12 protein-coding genes are annotated in these 20133 nt (G+C 74.5%); 7 read left to right on the plus strand and 5 right to left on the minus strand.

The window, feature by feature from the left end:
* Positions 1-33 precede the first annotated feature (33 nt).
* Together C9F11_RS14180 and C9F11_RS14185 are read right to left on the minus strand one after the other, a co-directional pair.
* Positions 34-6645, minus strand: coding sequence for a non-ribosomal peptide synthetase (locus C9F11_RS14180; protein ID WP_138959638.1), 6612 nt, complete (start codon positions 6643-6645; stop codon positions 34-36).
* A 559-nt stretch (positions 6646-7204) separates the two neighbouring features.
* Positions 7205-7807: a TetR/AcrR family transcriptional regulator gene (locus C9F11_RS14185; protein WP_138959639.1), complete on the minus strand. Its 603-nt coding sequence runs from the start codon at positions 7805-7807 to the stop codon at positions 7205-7207.
* An 83-nt stretch (positions 7808-7890) separates the two neighbouring features.
* On the opposite strand from C9F11_RS14185, the gene C9F11_RS14190 reads away from it, so the two are divergent.
* Positions 7891-8322 carry a nuclear transport factor 2 family protein gene (locus C9F11_RS14190; RefSeq protein ID WP_138959640.1) on the plus strand — a complete coding sequence of 144 codons (432 nt, stop codon included), beginning with the start codon at positions 7891-7893 and terminating at the stop codon, positions 8320-8322.
* Positions 8315-9226, plus strand: a complete 912-nt coding sequence (locus C9F11_RS14195; protein ID WP_138959641.1) for an NAD(P)H-binding protein — start codon at positions 8315-8317, stop codon at positions 9224-9226. Before C9F11_RS14190 ends, C9F11_RS14195 begins: the two co-directional genes overlap by 8 nt.
* Here the strand turns inward: C9F11_RS14195 and C9F11_RS14200 are convergent.
* On the minus strand, positions 9184-11118 hold the full coding sequence (locus C9F11_RS14200; RefSeq protein WP_138959642.1) for a beta-galactosidase: 1935 nt from the start codon (positions 11116-11118) through the stop codon (positions 9184-9186). The genes C9F11_RS14195 and C9F11_RS14200 overlap by 43 nt on opposite strands.
* Positions 11119-11337: 219 nt before the next feature.
* Here C9F11_RS14200 and C9F11_RS14205 point away from each other — a divergent pair, with 219 nt between their 5' ends.
* From C9F11_RS14205 to C9F11_RS14225, 5 genes are read left to right on the plus strand one after another with little or no spacing between them, the layout of a single operon-like run.
* Positions 11338-12966, plus strand: coding sequence for an ABC transporter substrate-binding protein (locus C9F11_RS14205; protein WP_171075736.1), 1629 nt, complete (start codon positions 11338-11340; stop codon positions 12964-12966).
* 57 nt (positions 12967-13023) lie between these two features.
* Positions 13024-13983, plus strand: a complete 960-nt coding sequence (locus tag C9F11_RS14210; RefSeq protein WP_138959643.1) for an ABC transporter permease — start codon at positions 13024-13026, stop codon at positions 13981-13983.
* Complete coding sequence (locus tag C9F11_RS14215) at positions 13983-16085, plus strand: dipeptide/oligopeptide/nickel ABC transporter permease/ATP-binding protein (protein WP_171075737.1); 2103 nt, start codon at positions 13983-13985, stop codon at positions 16083-16085. The genes C9F11_RS14210 and C9F11_RS14215 overlap by 1 nt, the downstream gene beginning before the upstream one ends.
* Complete coding sequence (locus C9F11_RS14220; RefSeq protein WP_138959644.1) at positions 16072-17157, plus strand: ABC transporter ATP-binding protein; 1086 nt, start codon at positions 16072-16074, stop codon at positions 17155-17157. Before C9F11_RS14215 ends, C9F11_RS14220 begins: the two co-directional genes overlap by 14 nt.
* The gene (locus tag C9F11_RS14225; protein ID WP_138959645.1) at positions 17154-18077 is read left to right on the plus strand and encodes a dihydrodipicolinate synthase family protein; all 924 of its coding nucleotides are present in this window, start codon (positions 17154-17156) and stop codon (positions 18075-18077) included. Before C9F11_RS14220 ends, C9F11_RS14225 begins: the two co-directional genes overlap by 4 nt.
* 19 nt (positions 18078-18096) lie before the next feature.
* Here the strand turns inward: C9F11_RS14225 and C9F11_RS14230 are convergent, their stop codons facing one another.
* Both C9F11_RS14230 and C9F11_RS14235 read right to left on the minus strand, forming a co-directional pair.
* Entirely contained in the window at positions 18097-18771 is a 675-nt protein-coding gene (locus C9F11_RS14230) for a response regulator transcription factor (protein WP_138959646.1), read from the minus strand.
* Entirely contained in the window at positions 18768-20078 is a 1311-nt protein-coding gene (locus tag C9F11_RS14235; RefSeq protein ID WP_138959647.1) for a histidine kinase, read from the minus strand. Before C9F11_RS14235 ends, C9F11_RS14230 begins: the two co-directional genes overlap by 4 nt.
* Positions 20079-20133: the final 55 nt, after the last annotated feature.

Consider the following 20133-nt stretch of genomic DNA (forward strand, 5'->3'; position numbering starts at 1 on the left):
GAACTGCGCGATCAGCCACAGCGAACCGGCAGGTTACGACGTCGCGGCCTCGCTGAAGCGGCGCAGCCGGGGCGCGGCGTCCACGGGGGCCGAGGCCACCGTCCGCGCGAGGTCCGCGATGCTGTTGGCCTCGAACACCGCCCGGATCGGCACCCGCACCCCCATGGCCTTGCTGATGCGGCTCGCGAGCTGGGTCGCGTACACGGAGTCCCCGCCGAGGCGGAAGAAGTCGTCGCCCATGCCGACCCGCTCGACGGAAAGCACCTGCCCGACCAGCTCGCAGAGCTGTCGCTCCTGGTCGGTGGACGGCGCGACGTACGTGCTCGCGTCCAGCTCGGGCGCGGGCAGCGCTCCCTTGTCGACCTTGCCGTTGGTGGTCAGCGGCAGCGCGTCGAGGACCATGACGACGGCCGGGACCATGTGCTCGGGCAGGGACTCCGAGGCGAAGGTGCGCAGCTCCTCCACCGACAGCGGGGCGGCGCCCTCGGCCTGCTCGGGGACGACGTACGCCACGAGGTGCTTGCCCTGCCCGGTCGCGTCCTCGCGCGGCACGACCACCGCCTGGGCCACGTCGTCGTGCTGCTCAAGGGCGGCCTGCACCTCGCCCGGCTCGATGCGGAAGCCGCGGATCTTGACCTGGGCGTCGGCGCGGGCCCGGAAGTCGAGGCGGCCCTCGGGCGTCCAGGCGACCACGTCGCCGGTGCGGTACATGCGCCCCCCGGCCACGCCGAACGGATCGGCGGGGAACCGCTCGGCGGTCAGCGCGGACCGGCCCCGGTAGCCCCGGGCCAGGTGGTCACCCGCGATGTACAGCTCGCCGGGCGTCCCGGGCGGCACCGGCCGCAGCGCCCCGTCGAGGACGTAGAGGCGGGTGTTGTCCAGGGGGCGGCCGATGGGCACCACCGCACCGATGTCGTCGGGGCCCGCCATGCGGTGGGTCGTGACGCCCACGGTGGTCTCGGTGGGTCCGTAGACGTTGACGACCTTCGTGCCGGGGCAGGCCGCGAGGACCCGCTCCGCCGTGGCCGGGGGCAGCACGTCCCCGCCCGACAACACCTCGCGGAAGCCCGCGAAGACCTCGGGCTGCTCGTCGGCGACCACCCGGAACAGGCCCGTGGCGAGGAGCGCCCCGGTCGGCCGGTGCTCCTCGGCGATCCGGGCGAGGGTGGCGACGTCGAGGCGTCCGGGCGGGGCGACCACGATGGCCCCGCCGTTGAGCAGCGGCACCCACAGTTCGTAGGTGGAGGCGTCGAAGGCCTGCGCCGAGTGCATCAGGACCCGCTCGTGGGCGCCGCCCTCGTAGACGCGGTCCGCGGCGAGCGCGGTCACGGCACGATGGGGGACGCCGACGCCCTTGGGCGTGCCGGTCGAGCCGGAGGTGTAGATGACGTAGGCGAGGCGGTCCGGATGCCCGTGCCAGGACGGCGGCAGGGCCCCGTCCCCGACGGCCGCGAGCTCGGCCTCCGTGCCGGGGTCGTCCAGGACCAGGCGGGGGCAGTCGGCCGCGGGCAGCGCGGCGGCCGACCGCCGGACGGTCACCAGGGCGGCGGGCGCGGCGTCGCGGAGCATGAACTCCAGGCGCGCGGCCGGGTAGTCCGGGTCGAGCGGCAGATAGGCGCCGCCCGCCTTGAGGGCCGCGAGGACGGAGACGACGTACTCGGCGGAGCGGGGCACGGACACGGCGACGACCGCGTCCTGGCGCACGCCGCGCTCGCGCAGCAGCCGGGCGAGACGATTGGCCCGGCCGTCGAGCTGCCGGTACGTCAGGGTGGTGCCGTCGGCCTCGGTGAGCGCGGGCGCGTCGGGGGTCTCGGCGACGTGCCGCGCGAAGGCCTCGGTGACGGTCTCCTCGGGGTGCTCGCGGGCGGTGTCGTTGAACGTCTGGAGCACGCGTGCGCGTTCCGTGGCGCCGAGCGCCCCGATCTCGCTCACCCGGACGTGGGGGTCCCCCGCGAACCGGCCGAGGACGTAGGCGAACCGGGCGGCGAGCTTGTCGGCCGCGGCCTGGTCCAGGACGTGCCGCTGGTAGTGCACGACCAGGCGCAGGTGCGGGCCGTCCGGGTAGACGAACACCGTCACCGGATAGTGGCTCGCGGTGAACGAGCGCAGCCCGGTCACGTTGAACCCGGCCGCCGCGCTCGCCTCGGCCACCGCCGCGCGGTCCAGCGGGAACGACTCGAAGCCCATGGCCGTGTCGAACAGCTTCGGCAGCCCGGTGCCGCGCTGGATGTCGGCGAGGCTGTGGTGATGGTGGTCCAGGAGCGCGGCCTGCCTGCGCTGGAGGTTCCTGAGGACCTGCGCGACGGTGTCGCCCGGGGAGTACCGCACCCGCACCGGCGGCGCGTTGAGGAACATCCCGACGATCGACTCCACCCCCGCGAGCGCGGGCGGCCGTCCCGACGAGGGCGCCGCGAACACCACGTCCTGGCGGCCCGTCAGGCAGCTGACGAGGACGCCCCAGGCGCCCTGCACCAGCGTGTTGAGGGTGATGCCCAGCTCGGTGGCGCGCCGGGTCAGCTCCCGCGCCCGCGCCGCCGGCAGGGGCACGTCGGCCAGGCCGATGCCGGTGCTGTCGGCGTCGGACTCGGCCTCGGGGAAGAGCAGCGTGGGCTCCTCGACCCCCGCGAGCTCCTCCTGCCACACCCGGGCCGGATCCCGGGTGTCCTGGCGGGCCAGCCAGGCCAGGTAGTCGCGGTAGCCGCGGGCCCTCGGCAGCGCGGACCCGTCGCCGTCGGCGGCGTACAGGCGCAGCAGGTCCTGCGTGAGCAGCGGCAGGGACCAGCCGTCGAGCAGCACGTGGTGCGCCGTCAGGACCAGCTCGTGCCGGTCGGGGGCCAGCGTGAGCAGGGCCATGCGCAGCATGGGCGGGGCGGCCGGGTCGAAAAGGACGGTGAGGTCGTGCGCCAGGAACTCCTCCAGGGCGTCCCGCTGCGCCGCCTCGTCGAGCGCGCCGAGGTCCCGCCGCGTCCAGGGCAGGGCGGCTCCGTCCACGAGCAGCTGGACGAGTTCGCCGGTGGGCCCCGGCACGAACGCGGTGTGCAGGGCGGGGTGGCGGTCGAGGAGGGCCTGCGCGGCGGTGCGCAGCCGCCCGGCGTCCACCGGCCCCGACAGGTGCAGCGTGTACTGGCACAGATAGGCGTCGAAGCCCGCCCCGGACTCGCGCGCCATCGTCGAGTGGAACAGCAGGCCCTTCTGGAGCGACGACAGGGGCCAGATGTCGGTGAGGCCCGGGTAGCGCTCCCGCCAGCCGTCGATGTCGGCCTGGCTCACCCGCACCAGGGGCATGTCGGACGGGGTCGGGCCGCCCGCGCCGGGCCGCTCGGCGTGCCGGGCCAGGCCTTCGAGCGCACGGCACCACAGCTCCGCGAGCTCCTGGACGTCGGCCTCGGACAGGACGCCCTCCGGCGCCGTGAACAGGGCGCCGAGGCAGGGGCCCGCTGCGGTGTCGGACACGTGCGCGTTGATGTCCAGCTCGGCGGGCGCCCGCATCGCCGGGTCCTGCCCGGTGTCCAGCTCGGCGAGGTCGGCCACGCCGGGCGCCTGGGTGAAGCCGAGGCCGCGCAGCTCGGCGGGCATGTCGGCGTCGGCGGAGAACCGGCCCAGGTAGTTGAAGCCGATCTGCCCCACCGGGTGCGGTGCGAGCTCGGCGGCCGTCTCGGGGTTGAGGTAGCGGAGCAGGCCGTAGCCGATGCCCTTGTCGGGCAGGGCGAGGAGCTGCTCCTTGACCGCCTTGACGAGGGTGCCCGCGGCGGGGCCGCCCGCGAAGGCCTCCTCCAGGTCGGCGCCCGACACGTCCAGGCGTACCGGGAAGAAGCTGGTGAACCAGCCGACGGTGCGGGACAGATCGGCGCCGGGAGCGGCCGCCTCCTCGCGCCCGTGGCCCTCCAGGCGGATCAGCGCCGACGGCTCGGCCACGCCGCGCGCCGCGCGCCAGCGGGCCACGGCCATCGCGAGGCCGGTCAGGAGGCCGTCGTTGACGCCGCCCCGGAAGGCGGCGGGCAGCGTCGTCAGAAGGGTCTCGGTGACGTGCGCCGGGAGCTGGACGCGGACCTTGGACAGGGTGGCGACGGTGTCGACCGCCGGGTCGAGGCGCCGCGCGCCAAGGACCGGGTCGGGGCCGGTCACGACGGAGCGCCACAGGCCGAGCTCGGCGGCGCGCTCCGGGCGCCGGGCCTCGGCCACCAGGGCGTGGGCCCAGCGGCGCACCGAGGTGCCCACCGGGGCGAGTTCGGGGGCCTCGCCCCGGCCGACCGCCCGCCAGGCCCTGGCCAGGTCCGGCATCAGGATCCGCCACGAGACGCCGTCCACGACGACGTGGTGCAGCACGGCGAGCAGCCGCCCGGCGCGCCCCTGGCCCGCGTCGAACCACACGAACTGCGCCATCACGCCGCCGTCCGGGTCCAACCGCCCGGCCGCCGCGTCCAGTTCGGCCAACAGCAGGGCGCGCCAGGCCTCGGCGGGCGCGCCCTCCCCCGCCGCGTCCCAGGGGCCGTCGTGGGCGACGCGGCGGATCAGGGCGTCCGCGTCCACCGCGCCGACGGGCGCGACCACCAGGCCGGGCCCCTCGTCGGAACCCTCCTCGGTCAGGCGGGCGCGCAGCAGGTCGTGGCGGTCGACGACCGCGCCGAGCGTCGCGGCGAGACCCGCGCGGTCGATGCCCTCGGGCAGCTCCAGGACCATGGCCTGCGAGAACCGGCCGAAGCCCGGGCCCCACTCCCGTACCCACCGGGTGACGGGCAGGTGCGGCAGGAAGCCGACGCCGCCGCCGTCCAGCTCGTCGAGCACGAGCGCCGCGGTGTCGGCCGTGGTCACGGCCTCGGCGAGGGCCGCCACCGTGCGGTGCTCGAAGAGGTCGCGGGCGCTGACGGCGAGGCCCTGGCCGCGGGCGCGCGTCGCGACCTGGATGGACTGGATGCTGTCGCCGCCGACGGCGAAGAAGTCGTCGTCGACGCCCACCCGTTCCACGCCGAGGACCTCGGCGAACAGCGCGGCCAGGCACTCCTCGCGGGCGTCGCCCGGAGCCCGGTACTCCGCGCCGTGGAACTCGGGGTCGGGCAGGCCCGCCCGGTCCACCTTGCCGCTGGCCGTCAGCGGCAGCTCGTCGAGCACCACGAACGCGGCCGGGATCATGTACGAGGGCAGCCGCTGCGCGAGGTACGCCCGCAGCTCCCCGGGCCCGGCCCCGGAGTCGAGGGAGAAGTGGCCGGTGCCGCCGCCGCGCCCGGCCTCGAAGGTCTCCTCCCCGGCGCGCACGGTGTACGCCACCAGGTGCTTGCCCCGGCCGCCGGCCAGTTCGCGCGGGACGACCACCGCGTGGGCCACCTGGCGGTGGGTCTCCAGGGCGGCCTCGATCTCGCCGGGCTCGATGCGGAAGCCGCGGATCTTCACCTGGGCGTCGGCGCGCTCCCGGAACTCCAGCTCGCCCTCGTCCGTCCAGGCCACGAGGTCGCCGGTGCGGTACATGCGCTCGCCGGACCCGTCGAAGGGGCAGGCCACGAACCGCTCGGAGGTCAGGCCCGGGCGGCCCAGATAGCCGCGGGTCAGGCCCTCGCCCGCGAGGTACAGCTCGCCGGGGACGCCCGGCGCCACCGGGCGCAGCGCGGCGTCGAGGACGTACGCGCGCGTCCCCTCCAGCGGCGAGCCGATCGGCACGGGCTCGCTCACGGCGTCCGCCGAGGTGACGGGGCGGCAGGTGGCGTAGACGGTGGACTCGGTGGGCCCGTAGGCGTGGTGGACCGTCAGGCCGGGGCAGGCGCGCAGCACCCGGCGCACCGCCTCCGGCGGCACGACGTCGCCCCCGGTCCACACCTCGTCGAGCCCGGCGAAGGCGTCCGGCTGCTCGTCGGCCACCACCCGGAACAGGCCCGCGGACACGAAGGTCCCGGTGACGCCGTGCCGGGTGACGAGCGCGGCCATGCCCTCGCCGTCGAGGACGCCGGGCGGGGCCACCACGACGGTGCCGCCGTGCAGCAGGGGCATCCAGATCTCGTAGGTCGAGGCGTCGAAGGCCAGGGGGGCCTGCTGGAGCGTGGTGGTGTGCGGGCCGCCCGCCACCCGGGGGTCGGCGACCATCGTCAGGACGCCCCGGTGGGTGACGCCCACGCCCTTGGGGGTGCCGGTGGAGCCGGAGGTGTAGATCACGTTGGCGAGCCCGCCGGACCTGTCACCGGCCCGCGGCGGGGGCCCGGCCGGGGCGGACGCCAGCGCGGCGGCCGTGTCCGGGGTGTCGAGGAGGAGGAGCTCGCGGTCGTGGTCCGGCAGCTTCGCGGCCGTGGCCGTGTCGCTCACCACGACGACGGGCGCGGCGTCCGCCAGCATGAACGCGAGCCGCCGCGCCGGGTATTCGGGGTCCAGCGGCAGATAGGCGCCCCCCGCCTTGAGTACCGCGAGGACCGTCACCAGGTACTCCGCGGACCGGTCGAGCGCCACCGCGACCAGCGTCTCTTCGGCCACCCCCCGCGCCCGCAGCAGGCGGGCGAGGCGGTCGGCCCGCTCGTCGAGCCGGCCGTACGTCATCGACGCGCCGTCGGCGCCGACCACGGCGACGGCGTCCGGGGATGCGGCCGCCCGCCCCTCGAAGACCGCGGCGATGGTGGCGCCGGAGGCCTGCGCGGCCCCGGCGCCCGTCCCCTGAAGATGGGTCACAAGAAACTCCTACTGATTCCGGAATAGGCCGAACGTGAGGTCAACCCGGACCCAGAACCGGGGCACACGGCAGGAGCGAACCGGTGCGCACGGAGTCTCTTTTCCGCGCGCACGGCTCTGCCGCGTGCAAGGAGCGCGGCAGCCGACGCGGGCGGGGGGACGCGCACGTCAGCAGCCGCTCGGCGACGGCCGTCACGGGCGGGGGGCGCGCGTGTCGGCAGCCGCGTACAGCTGTTGTGAATGGTGAAAGCAGGAGCGCCGCGCGTGCGGCGCCACGACCGGGGCGGAAATCGGCTCAGCGAAGTGCCGGAATCCGCCCGGTCCCTTTGCCGGACCTTAACTCGCTCTCTCGTACGAGGAAAAGACCGCAGCGCATTGCTGCCGCACGGCGCGGGACCGGCTCAAGGGGATGGAAGCCGTCCGTATTTCTGGAACACCCGGGCGGGGTGTCTGGTCGACGAGACAGCGGGCGGAAGGGAATTCCCGTGCCTTCCGGCTCCGCTCCATAACCGCGTACGCCCCGGATTCCCTTGACCGAGGGCGCCCTCCGAGGACGCCCTCAATCGAGCACGTTCGCCACGTACGCGGCGAGCCGCTCCCGCTGCTGGCGTGCCGTCAGGCCCTCGACCGCCGCCAGGTGTTCCACGAGGTCCGCCCGCACGGCCGCGAGCAGCGCGTGCGCCGCGTACCCCGGGTCGGGCACGCCTCCGGCCGCCGCGAGGGCGTCCCGCAGGACGCCGTGCCACCAGGCGTAGTGCGCGGACCGGTAGGGGCTGTTGCCGCCGGGCTCCTCCAGGGCGAGCGCGAGGGGGCGGTTGTCGAGCTTGAAGCCGAGGAGCGCGTCCAGGAGCGCGGGGACGCGCTCGCGCGCGGGGGTGTCCGGGCCGAGCGGCGCGGGCCCCGACTCCACCGCCGCGCGCAGCGCTCCGCTGCGCGCGTCGAAGACGGCGCGGATCAGGCCGTCCCGGTCCCCGAACCGCCGGAACAGCGTGCCCTTGCCGACCCCGGCCGCCGCCGCGACCTGGTCCATGGACACGCCGCGCGGGCTCTCGCTGCGGGCGAAGAGGGCGTCGGCGGCGGCGAGGACGGCCTCACGGTTGCGGGCCGCGTCGGCGCGGGCCTTGCGCACGGGCGTCTCGGGGCTCTCAGGGCTCTCGGGCATCAGCTCACCTTTACAAAGCGGACCGCCGGTCCGTATCGTCAAAGCGGACCAGCAGTCCGAATCGTAAGGGACGGTACTCACCCATGCCCACCACCCCACCCCCGGCCCCCGGCCCCGCCGAGCTGTTCCGGCACGGCCTCGACCTCCTGATCCGCGGTGACATGGAGGGCTGGATCGCCCTCTTCGCCGAGGACGCCGTCGCCGAGTTCCCCTTCGCGCCCGACGGCTACCCCCGGCGGCTCGACGGCCGCGCCGCCCTCGGCCCGTATCTGCGCGGCCTCGCCGGCCACATCGCGTACGACGCGTTCCCGTACGTGGAGGTCCACGAGACCGGCGACCCGGGCACGATCGTCGCGGAGATGCGCTCCGAGGGCCGCGTGCTCGCCACCGGCGGCCCCTTCGCCATGGCCTACGTCGCCGTCGTCACGGTCCGGGACGGCCTGATCGTGCGCTACCGCGACTACTGGAACCCGCTCGCCGTCCCCGCGTCCCTGACGGCGGCCGTCCATGACTGAGCCGCCGCGGGCGGCCGAGCCGCTGACGGCGGCCCGGCCGCTGACCGTCCTCGTCACGGGCGCGACCGGCACCACCGGCAGCCGCGTCGCCGCCCGGCTCGCCGCCCTCGGCCACACCGTGCGCGCCGCGAGCCGCCGGGGCGAGGCGGGCCGTGGCCCTGTCCGGTTCGACTGGTACAACCCGGACACGCACGCCGCCGCCCTGCGCGGAGCCGACCGCGCCTATCTGGTCCCGCCCGTCGCCGAGCCCGAACCGGTCGCCGTCATGCGGCCCTTCCTGGAGCGGGCCCGCGCGGCGGGCGTGACGCGCGTGGTGCTCCTCAGTTCCTCGGCCATCGAGGCGGGCGGGCCCGGCGTGGGACAGGTGCACCAACTCCTCGCCGACAGCGGCCTGTTCGACGAGTGGTCCGTGCTCCGCCCGTCGTGGTTCATGCAGAACTTCACCGGGGACCACCTGCACGCCGACAGCATCCGCGGCGACGGCGTGCTCACCACCGCGACCGGCACCGGACGCGTCGGCTTCGTCGACGCCGACGACATCGCCGCCGTGGCCGCCCGCGCCCTCACCGACCCGCTCCCGCCGGGGCCCGACCTCGTCGTCACCGGCCCCGAGGCGCTGTCGTACGCCGACGTGGCGGCGGTCGTCGGCCGCGTCACGGGCCGCGCCGTGCGCCACCGGGCCGTGCCGCCCGACGCGCTCGCCGCGCGGCTGACCGGGGGCGGCATGCCCGCCGCGTTCGCGGAGCTCCTGGCCGCGCTCGACGACGGGATAAGCCGGGGCGCCGAGGACCGGGTCACCGACACCGTCGAGCGCGTCACGGGCGCGGGGCCCCGCAGCTTCGCGCGGATGTACCGGGAGGCCTACGCGTCGTCCCGCTCGACGGCCACCGCCCCGTCGCGGTAGTCGAGCCGCACCCGCAGCCGCTCCCCCGCCGCCGTGACCCGGGTGCGCACCTGCACGCCCGCGGCGAGCCCCGCCGCCACCGGGCGCACCCCGCACTCCGCGCGCACCCGGTCCAGCAGGGCGCGCAGCGCCTCGGGGCCGGGGTCGCACGCCACGTACCAGGCGGTGCCCCGCCCGTACGCGTGCCGGGTCACGGCGGGGCCTTCACCGCCGCCCTCGCCGTCCCCGCCATCCGCACCGCCCTCGCCGCCGAAGCCCGGCACGGCCTCGGCGCCCTCCAGGCGGAGCACCTCCGCCCAGCCGCCGTCCGCGCGCGGCGCGAACTCCTCCACCGTCAGGCCGAGCACCTCCCGGAACGGCCCCGGATAGCCGCCCAGGTACACCCGGTCGTGCTCGTCGGTGATCCCGGAGAAGTACGACATCACGAGGGTGCCGCCGCCCTCCACATACGCCACCAGGCGCGCGGCCGCCGCCCGCGACACGGAGTACAGGTGCGGCACGAGCAGCAGCCGATAGCCCGTCAGATCCCCGTCGACCGGCACCACGTCGCACGCTACAGACGCGTCGTGGAGAGGCCGGTGGTAGGCGAGCGCGCCCTGAAGGTAGTCCACCTCGCTCGGGTGGGCGCCCGTGTCCAGGGCCCACCAGGCGCCCCAGTCGAACAGGAGCGCCGCGTCGGCCCGCTCGGGCACCGCGCCGAGCAGCTCGGGCCGCCCGGCCAGCTCCGCGCCGAGCGCGCTCACCTCGCGGAAGATCCGGGTGTCGGGGCCCGCGTGCGGCACCATCGCCGAGTGGAACTTCTCGGCGCCGCCGCGCGACTGGCGCCACTGGAAGAACAGGACCGCGTCGGCGCCGTGCGCCACCGCCTGCCAGCTGTCCAGGCGCATCCGGCCGGGCGGTTTGCGGCCGTTGTGGGGCCGCCAGTTGACCGCCGACGGCGCCTGTTCCAGGAGCAGCCAGGGGCGCCCGCCCTTCAGGCCGCGCATCACGTCGTACGAGAAGGCCGCGCGCCGGGCGGCGTCCGGGTCGTGCGGGTCCGGATAGGAGTCGTACGAGACGACGTCGAGGTGCGGCGCCCAGCGGAAGAGGTCCAGGGTCCTGGCGACGGGGACGAAGTTGGTGGTGACGGGCACACCGGGGGTGAGCCGGGCGAGCACGGCCTTCTCCGCCAGATAGCAGTCGAGCAATTCATCCGATGAGAAGCGCCAGTAGTCGGCGAGCTGGGCGGGGTTGCGGAAGGACGGCGCGGCGCGCGGGGTGTGGATCTCGTCCCAGGCGGCGTAGTGCTGCGACCAGAAGTCCGTGGACCAGGCCTCGTTGAGCGCGTCCAGGGTCTGGTAGCGGGCGCGCAGCCAGGTGCGGAAGGCGGCCGTGGACACCGCGCAGTGGCAGTGCCGCGAGACGTGGCAGCCGTACTCGTTGCCGATGTGCCACAGGGCGAGCGCGGGGTGGTCCGCGTACCGCGCGGCGAGGCGCTCCACCAGGCGCACCGCGTACCGCCGGAAGACCGGGCTCGACGGGCACCAGTGCTGGCGCGAGCCCGGATAGAGCCGGGTGCCGTCCGCAAGGACGGGCAGCGTCCCGGGGTGCAGCCGGGCCAGCCACGGCGGCGGTGACGCCGTCATCGTCGCCAGGCACACCCGCACGCCCGCGGCGGCGAGCCGGTCCATGTGGTCGTCCAGCCAGGTGAAGTCGTGGCCGCCGGGCGTGGGTTCGGTCCGCGCCCATGCGAAGATCCCCAGCGTGACGAGGCCGACGCCCGCCTCCCGCATCAGCCCGACGTCCTCGGCGTGCACGTCCGGGCCCCACTGCTCGGGGTTGTAGTCCCCGCCGAAGCCCACGGATCCCAGCGGTCCGCGCCACCACCGGAGCCGCCCGCTCTCCTCGCTCACGTCCCGAAACACCCCCGTCCGACACCTTGACCAGGCCCTGGCCCGCTCCTATGGTCGCTGCGCCAGCACGACGTAGGACGTCGGACCTTTCCGCCGCAGCGTACTCCCGCGGGGCCCGCCCGGCCCGCGTCCGCACCGCGCATCTCCCCACCGTCCCCCCACCCGATCCGCACCGGTACGTGGGGAGCACCCTCTCCCCACTCCTTCAGGGAGGCACTCGTGAGCGACCCCATCCCCGTGACACGTGACGGCGACGGACCCGGTCGGCGGTCCTTCCTGCGGTACACCGGCGCCCTGGGCGCGGCCGCGGGCCTCGGCGGCGGCCTCGTGGCGTGCGGCGGGCCCGAGTCCACCAACGACACCGGGGGCAGCGGCGGCGGGACCCTCACCGCCGTCATCGGCTACGGCAACGACGGCAGTTGGGACCCCACGCAGACGGCGTCCGCGTTCGCCATGGCGGGTAACGAACACATCTACGAGGCGCTGCTCGGCACCGACCCGATCAGCCGCGAGCCGTACCCGCAGCTCGCCACCGCGGTGCCGAGCGACCTGAAGGCCACGACCTGGAAGTTCGAGCTGCGGGCCGGCGCCACGTGGCACGACGGGAAGCCGGTCACCGCCGACGACGTGGTGTTCGTCTTCGACCGCATCCTGGACCCCGGCACCCAGACCCTGGCCAAGGGCTTCTTCGCGGCCTGGCTCAAGGAGGTCCGCAAGGTCGACGCGCGCAACGTCGAGCTCGTACTCAAGTTCCCCTTCCCCGACGGCGCGGCGCGGCTCACCCTCGCCAAGATCATGCCGAAGCACGTGTACTCCGCGCCGGGCGCCTGGGACGACGCCACCAAGGGCAAGGCGATCGGCTCGGGCCCGTACCGGCAGGCCTCGCACCACCCGAAGTCCAACACGACCTTCGAGGCGTACGACGACTACAACGGGCCCCGCAAGGCCGCCTTCAAGAAGATGAACTGGCTGACGATCGTGGAGGCCGCCCCGCGCGTCGCCAAGGTCTCCGGCGGCAGCGCGGACGCGCAGATCTCCGACAACATCCCGTACGCCAACATCGAGCAGCTCAAGAGCGGCGGCATGACCGTCGAGGGCGGCGCCGGGATGAACAACCTCTTCCTGATGTTCAACACCGCCCACAAGCCCTTCGACGACGTGCGGGTGCGCCAGGCCCTGCACTACGCCATCGACCGCGCGAAGATGATCGACGTCGCCCTGAAGGGCCACGGCAAGGCCGCCACGTCCTTCCTGAACGAGGGCAACCCCAGCTACCGCCCGGCCAAAACTGTGTACGGCTACGACCCCAAGAAGGCCAAGGCCCTGCTGAAGGAGGCCGGGGTCTCGGGCCTGAAGATCAACCTGATGGCCGTCAACGTCAGCTGGATCAGCGACTGCCTGCCCACCATCAAGGCCTCCTGGGACGCGATCGGCGTCAAGACCACCCTGGACCCGCAGGAGACCACGGCCGTCTTCACCAAGCTGGACCAGAAGAAGGACTTCCAGGTCGTCGCGGCCGCCTCGAACCCCAACCAGTTCGGCATCGAGGCCGACCTGATCATGCACTACAACTACGGCCCCGAGAACATCTGGATGGGCTACGCCCGCTGGGCGGGCAACGCCCGCGCCAAGGAGCTGTTCCGGCTCATGGACAAGGCGACCCGCGAGTCCGACGCCACCCGCAAGAAGTCGATGGTCCAGGACTACATCGACCTCGTCGCCGAGGAGGCCGTGCTCTACCCCGTCGTCCACAACGAGCTGATGACGGCGTGGAACCCCAAGCGGCTCAGCGGCATAAGGCCCCAGCCCTACCCCGGCGTCAACCTCCTCCAGGCCCGGTGGGTCTGACGGGCACGCCCCGCGACCCGAGGAACCGCACCCCTCCGGAATGAGGAGCCGTACCACGTGACCGCGATCCTGCGCATCCTGCTCCGCCGCCTCGCCCTGCTCGTCCCGCTGCTGCTCGGCATCGTCCTGTTCGTCTTCCTCGTCATGCGCTTCTCGGACGTCGACCCGGCCTCCGCGTTCTTCCAGGGCGCCAACCCGACCCCGGAGCAACTGCATCAGTTCCGCGAGGAGAACGGCCTGCTCGACCCGCTGCCCGTGCGCTACGCCGACTTCGTCGGCGACCTGCTCCACGGCGACATGGGCATCAGCGTCCTGACCCGCTCCGCGGTCGTCGACCAGGTCACCACGGCCCTGCCCCTGACCATGCAGCTCACCTTCCTCGGGCTCGGCATCGCCGTCGTCGTCTCGCTGCTGCTCGGCGTGACCGCCGCGATCTACCGCGACCGGCTGCCCGACCAGATCGTCCGCGTCGTCTCCCTGACCGGCGTCGCCGCGCCCGGCTTCTGGCTGGCCCTGCTCATGATCCAGTACCTGGCCGTGGACCTGGGCTGGTTCCCGACCGGCGGCTACATCAACCCCAACGACTCCTTCACCGGCTGGCTCAGAACGATGACGCTGCCCGCGCTCGCCCTGTCCCTGCCGGTGGCCGCGCAGATGACCCGCATCATCCGCACCGCCGTCGTCGAGGAACTCGACAAGGACTACGTCCGCACCGCCGTGGGCAGCGGCCTGCCGCCCGTCGTGGTCGTCGGCCGCAACGTCCTGCGCAACGCCCTCATCAACCCGCTCACCGTGCTCGGCCTGCGCGTCGGCTATCTGCTCGGCGGCGCCGTCGTCATCGAGACGATCTTCTCCCTGCCCGGCATGGGCAAGCTGATGATCGACGCGGTGAAGAACGGGGACCCCGCCGTCGTGCAGGGCGTCGTCATCACCACCGCCGTCGGCTTCGTCGTGGTGAACCTCGTCATCGACATCCTCTACCTCCTGGTCAACCCGCGCCTGAGGGGAACCTCCTGATGCCGTTCGCCTCGCGCAAGGCGCTGACCGACAGGCTCGCCCGGCCGGGCCTGCGGCTGCGGTCGCTGCGCAAGCTGCCCGTCCTGTCGCGGATCGCGGTCGGCGTGCTCGCCGTCGTCGTCCTCGTCGCCCTGTTCGCCCCGCTGCTCGCCCCGCACGACCCGCTCGAACAGCAGTCCCTGGTGGACGGCACCGGGCACCCCTCCGCCGACCACTGGATGGGCCAGGACAGCCTCGGCCGGGACATCCTCAGCCGGCTCATGTACGGCGCCCGCTGGTCGCTCGCCATCGGGCTCGGCGCGACCCTCCTTGCCCTCACCGTCGGCGCGGTCGTCGGCGCGGTCGCCGCGACCTCGCGCAAGGCCGTGGACGAGTCCCTCATGCGGGTCCTGGACATCGTCATGGCGTTCCCCGGCATCGCGCTCGCCGCCGTCCTCGTCGCCGTGTTCGGCGGCGGCATCACCGTCCTGATCTGCGCGATCGCGTTCCTGTTCACCCCGCCCATCGCCCGGGTCGTCCGCGCCAACGTCCTGGACCAGTACAGCGAGGACTACGTCACCGCCGAACGCGTCGTCGGCGCCCGCACCCCGCACATCCTCATCAAGCACGTCGCCATCAACTGCGCCGCGCCCGTCCTCGTCTTCTGCACCGTGCAGGTCGCCGAGGCCATCGTCTTCGAAGCCTCGCTGTCCTTCATCGGCGCGGGCGTCCGGCCCCCCGACCCGTCCTGGGGCAGCGTCATCGCCGACGGCAAGAACATGGTGCTCATCGGCGGCTGGTGGGCCACCGTGTTCCCCGGCCTCCTGATGCTCCTGACCGTGCTGTCCCTGAACGTGCTGTCCGAAGGCGTGTCCGACGCCTGGGCCGCGCCCTCGGGCCGCGAGGTCGACCCCGCCCGCGCCGAGGACGAGGTCGAGGCCCCCGAGCCCGGCAGCGGCGAGGTCCTCGAACTGCCCGGCCTCGCCGACGCCGCCGCCCGTCTGCGCACCCGCGCCCGGCCGCTGCCCGAGGGCACGCCCGTCCTGGACGTACGGGACCTGGCCATCGGCTTCGACGCCCGGCACGGCGGGGTCGACATCGTCGACGGCATCAGCTTCCAGGTCCGGCCCGGCGAAGTCCTCGGCCTGGTGGGCGAGTCCGGCTGCGGCAAGTCCCTGACCGCCCTGACCGTCATGGGGCTCCAGCCCAAGGGCGCCCGCGTCCGCGGCCGCGTCACCTTCGCCGGGCAGGAGCTCATCGGCCTGCCCCCGCGGGCCCGGCGCCGGCTGCTCGGCCACGACATGGCGATGATCTACCAGGACGCCCTGTCCTCCCTGAACCCGGCCATGACCGTGCGCGCCCAGCTCAAGCAGGTCGTCCGGCGCGGCGGCCACCGCTCCCCCGCCGAACTGCTCTCCCTGGTGGGCCTCGACCCGGACCGCACCCTGCGCAGCTACCCGCACGAGCTGTCCGGCGGCCAGCGCCAGCGCGTGCTCATCGCGATGGCCCTGTCCCGCGACCCGAAGCTGATCGTCGCGGACGAGCCCACCACCGCCCTGGACGTCACCGTGCAGGCACAGGTCATCCAGCTCCTCCTGCGGCTGCGCGCGGAGCTCGGCTTCGCGCTGATCCTGGTCTCCCACGACCTGGCGCTCGTCGCGGACGTCACCGACCGCGTCGCGGTGATGTACGGCGGCCAGATCGTCGAGACCGGGGTCACCGCGGAGCTGGTGGAGTACCCCACCCACCACTACACGCGCGGCCTGCTCGGCTCCGTCCTCTCCCTGGAGTCCGCCGCCCAGCGCCTCACCCAGATCAAGGGCGTCGTGCCGTCGCCCGCCGACTTCCCCGCCGGGTGCCGCTTCGCCGACCGCTGCCCGCTCGCGAGCGAGCTGTGCCGCACGACGGCGCCGGAACTCCTGGGCGTGCTCTCCCACCGGACGGCCTGCCACCACCCGGCACTCGCGCCCCACGAACCCTCGGCACGGGAGCGCCCCGCACCGGAGCGCCCCGAAGGGGCGCGGGACGGTGTCGACAGCGGCTCCGCCGCGCGGGCGCGCCCAGCCACGAACGACCCGCAGCCGCCAGAATCACGGGAGGGAATCGCCCATGACGCCCGCTGAAGAGCCCGCTGAAGAGCTCATCGCGCTGCGCGACGCCCACGTCGTCCACAGGGCCCGCACCGGCGGCGTCTTCTCCCGCGACAAGGTGTACGCGCTCACCGGCGCCGACCTGACCATCGCCCCCGGCGAAACCGTCGGCGTCGTCGGCGAGTCCGGCTGCGGCAAGTCCACCCTGGCCAAGGTACTCGTGGGCATCCAGCGCCCCACCGCAGGCACCGTCGAGTACCGCGGCCGCGACCTGTGGCGGATGAAGCCCCCGGAGCGGCGCACCACCATCGGCAGCGACACCGCCATGATCTTCCAGGACCCCTCGACCGCCCTGAACCGGCGGCTTCCCGTCCGTCAGATCCTGCGCGACCCGCTCGACGTCCACCGGCGCGGCAGACCGGCCCAACGGGACGCACGCGTACGGGAGTTGATGAGCCTGGTCGGCCTGCCCACGGCGCTCGCGGACGGGCTGCCCGGCCAGCTCTCGGGCGGCCAGCGCCAGCGCGTCGCGATCGCCAGGGCGCTCGCCCTGGAGCCCGAGCTCGTCGTGGCCGACGAGCCCACCAGCGCCCTGGACGTCTCGGTCCGCGCCCAGATCCTCAACCTCCTCCTCGATCTGAAGGAACGTCTCGGCCTCGCCCTGGTGTTCGTCTCGCACGACATCCAGACGGTCCGCAGGATGAGCGACCGGGTGATCACCATGTATCTGGGCCGGATCGTCGAGGAGGCGCCCGCCGCCGACATCCTCGACCAGGCCCGGCACCCCTACACCCGCGCCCTGTTCTCCGCCACGCCCGGCCTTCTGGACCCCATCGACCCCATCCCGCTCGTCGGCCCCGTCCCCTCGGCCACCCGGCCGCCCAGCGGGTGCCCCTTCCGGACACGCTGCTGGAAGGCGGACGACGCCTGCGCGGCGGCCATGCCGGACACTACGGAGGAGGGGTCCGCGCACCGCTTCCGGTGCCACCACCCCGTACCGGCGGGCGAGACCACGCGCGACCTCGTCAGCCAGTCGGCACAGGCCACACAGCCGGCATCCACCGCGACGGCCGCCGCCACGGCCACGTCCAAGGAGGCTCCATGACCGCACTCCCCACCCTGTTGACCGGTGTCGTCCCGCCCGTCTGCACCCCCCTGACGCCGGACAACGAGGTGGACGTCGCCTCGCTGGAGCGCCTCGTCGACCACCTGGTCGGCGCGGGCGTGGACGCGCTGTTCGTCCTCGGCTCCTCGTCGGAGGCGGCGTACCTGCCCGACGCCCACCGCAGGACCGTCGTGTCCGCGGTCGTCCACCACGTCGGCGGCCGACTCCCCGTCCTGGCCGGGGCCATCGACATGACGACGCTGCGCGTCCTCGACCACGTGCGGGCCGCGGCCGCCGCCGGGGCCGACGGCGTCGTCGTGACCGCGCCCTTCTACACCCGCACCCACCCCGCCGAGATCGCCCGCCACTACCGGCTCGTCGCCGAGCGCGGCGGCCTGCCCGTCTTCGCGTACGACCTGCCCGTCTCGGTGCACACCAAGCTCGACGCCGACCTCGTCCTCGACCTCGCGGCCGAGGGCACCCTGGCCGGGCTCAAGGACTCCAGCGGCGACGACGGAGGCCTGCGCCGCGTCCTGCTCGGCGCGCCGCCCGCCTTCAGCGTCCTCACCGGCTCGGAGCTGACGGTCGACTCGGCCCTCGCGATGGGCGCGCACGGCGTGGTCCCCGGCCTCGGCAACGTCGACCCCGACGGCTACGTCCGCCTCTACCGCGCGGCCCGCGCCGGGGACCTCGACGGCGCCCGCGCCGAGCAGGAGCGCCTCTGCGCCCTGTTCCGCATGACCGAGACGGGCTCCCCCGCCCGGATGGGCCGCAGCTCCTCCAGCCTGGGCGCCTTCAAGGCCGCCCTCCATCTGCGCGGCGTCATCGCCCACCCCACCACGGCCGTTCCCCAGATCCCCCTCTCCCCCGAGGACGTGGAGCGCGTGGGCAAGCACCTGGCGGCGGCGGGCCTGTTGTAGCGGCCCGTCGCCGCGGCCCTCACCCGCCCGGTCTGACCAGGCCCGCCTCGTACGCGGTGATGACCAGCTGGGCACGGTCGCGGGCGGTCAGCTTGCCCATGATGCGGCTGACGTGGGTCTTGGCCGTGAGGGGGCTGAGCCCCAGGGCCTCCGCCACCTCCGTGTTGTTCAGGCCGCGGGCGACCAGGGTGAGCACCTGGCGCTCGCGGTCGGAGAGCGCGGCCAGGGAGCGGGGCGCGTCGGCCGTGGCGCCGGGGGCCTCCGGCTGGCGCAGGACGCGGGCGATGAGGCGGGCCGTCGGGCCGGGGGACAGCAGGGAGTCGCCCGCCGCCACCGTGCGGATCGCGTCCAGGAGCTCCGCCGGCCTGGTGTCCTTGACGAGGAAGCCGGACGCCCCGGCCCGCAGCGCCTCGACGACGTGCTCGTCGGTGTCGTACGTGGTGAGCATGAGGACCTTCACCCCGGCGAGGTCCTCGTCGGCGGCGATGAGGCGCGTCGCCTCGATCCCGTCGAGGTCGGGCATGCGCACGTCCATGACGACGAGGTCGGCGCGCCGGACGCGGGCCAGCTCCACCGCCTCGCGCCCGGTGCCCGCCTGGGCCACCACGTCCATGTCGGGCGCCGACTCCACGAGCATCGCGAACGCGGCCCGCACCAGGGCCTGGTCGTCGGCGAGGAGCACGCGGATCTTCACCGCGCCACCTCCTCGGCCCGCTCGGACTCCCGTGCCCCCAGCGGCAGTTCCGCCACCACTTCGAACCCCCGTCCCTCGCGCGGCCCGGCCTGGAGCGTCCCGCCGACGCTGCGGGCCCGCTCCCGCATGCCGATGATGCCGAACCCGGGCGCGGCCCGCGCGGCGGGGGGTGCGGCGGGCCCGGTGCCGTCGTCGCTCACGGACAGGCACAGGGCGCCCGCGCGCTCCCCCAACGCCACGCGCACCGCGAGGCCGGGGCCACCGTGCCGCACGGCGTTGGTCAGGGCCTCCTGCACGATCCGGTAGGCCGCGGCCCCGACCACGGGCGGCACCGCGGTCACCTCCGCCATCGCGAGCTCGACCTTCGCCCCGGCCGTGCGGGCCGCCCCCGCGAGGTCGCCGATGCCGTCGATGCCGGGCAGCGGGCCGCGGTACTCGTCGGCCCCCGCGCCCGACTCGGGCCCGGAGCGCAGCACTTCGAGGGTCGCCCGGAGTTCGCCGCGCGCGGCCCGGCAGGTGTCGGCGATGTCGTCGAGGGCCCCGGCGACGGCCGCCCGGTCCAGGCGCTCGGGGTCGGCGGAGAGCACGTGCGCGGCCACCGACGTCTGCACGCCGACGAGCGTGATGCTGTGCGCGAGCAGGTCGTGCAGATCGCGGGCGACCCGCAGCCGCTCCTCCGCGACGCGGCGCCGCGCCTCCTCCTCGCGGGTGCGCTCGGCCCGCTCGGCGCGCTCCACCACCGAGGCGACGTACTGCCGGTGCACGCGGACGTACGTGCCGAAGACCAGCACGGCGACGATCCAGCCGGTGATCCGCACGACCTCCGTGACCGGGTCCCCGCCGACGCCCGTGTTGACGACGAGGATGAGCGCGATGATGTGCACGCCGGTCAGGAGGGTGCGGCGGGGGCGGCCGGAGACGGCGACGGTGTAGAGGGCGACCATGCCCACGTGGGTCGCGGCGGCGTGGTCGTAGTCGAGGGCGTGGTACGGGCCGACGAAGGCCATGGTGGCCAGGAGCACCGCCATCGGCCTGCGGCGGCGCCAGACGATCGGGACGTGGCCGCACAGCAGGAGGGCCCAGCCGAGGGCGTCCGGCGACCGGCCGTCCTTGATCAGGACGGCGAGCAGTGCGGCGCAGGCGGCGAGGACCACCGCGAACAGCGCGTCCTCCCGCAGGGCGCGGCGCGAGTCCGGCGCCGCTCCGGAGAACGGCCACCAGGGGCGGGTGGCGGGCGGCGGGTACGGCACGTCGTCGGGTCCCCCTTCCCGCGGACACGGGTCGAGTGCGGCGGTGTCCGCGTCCATGGTGATGCGGCCCTCATCATCCAGGAAGGCGGTGCCCCTCCGGCAGGGAGGGGCA

This window comes from Streptomyces sp. YIM 121038 (genome assembly GCF_006088715.1).
In the GTDB taxonomy this organism is placed as follows: domain Bacteria; phylum Actinomycetota; class Actinomycetes; order Streptomycetales; family Streptomycetaceae; genus Streptomyces.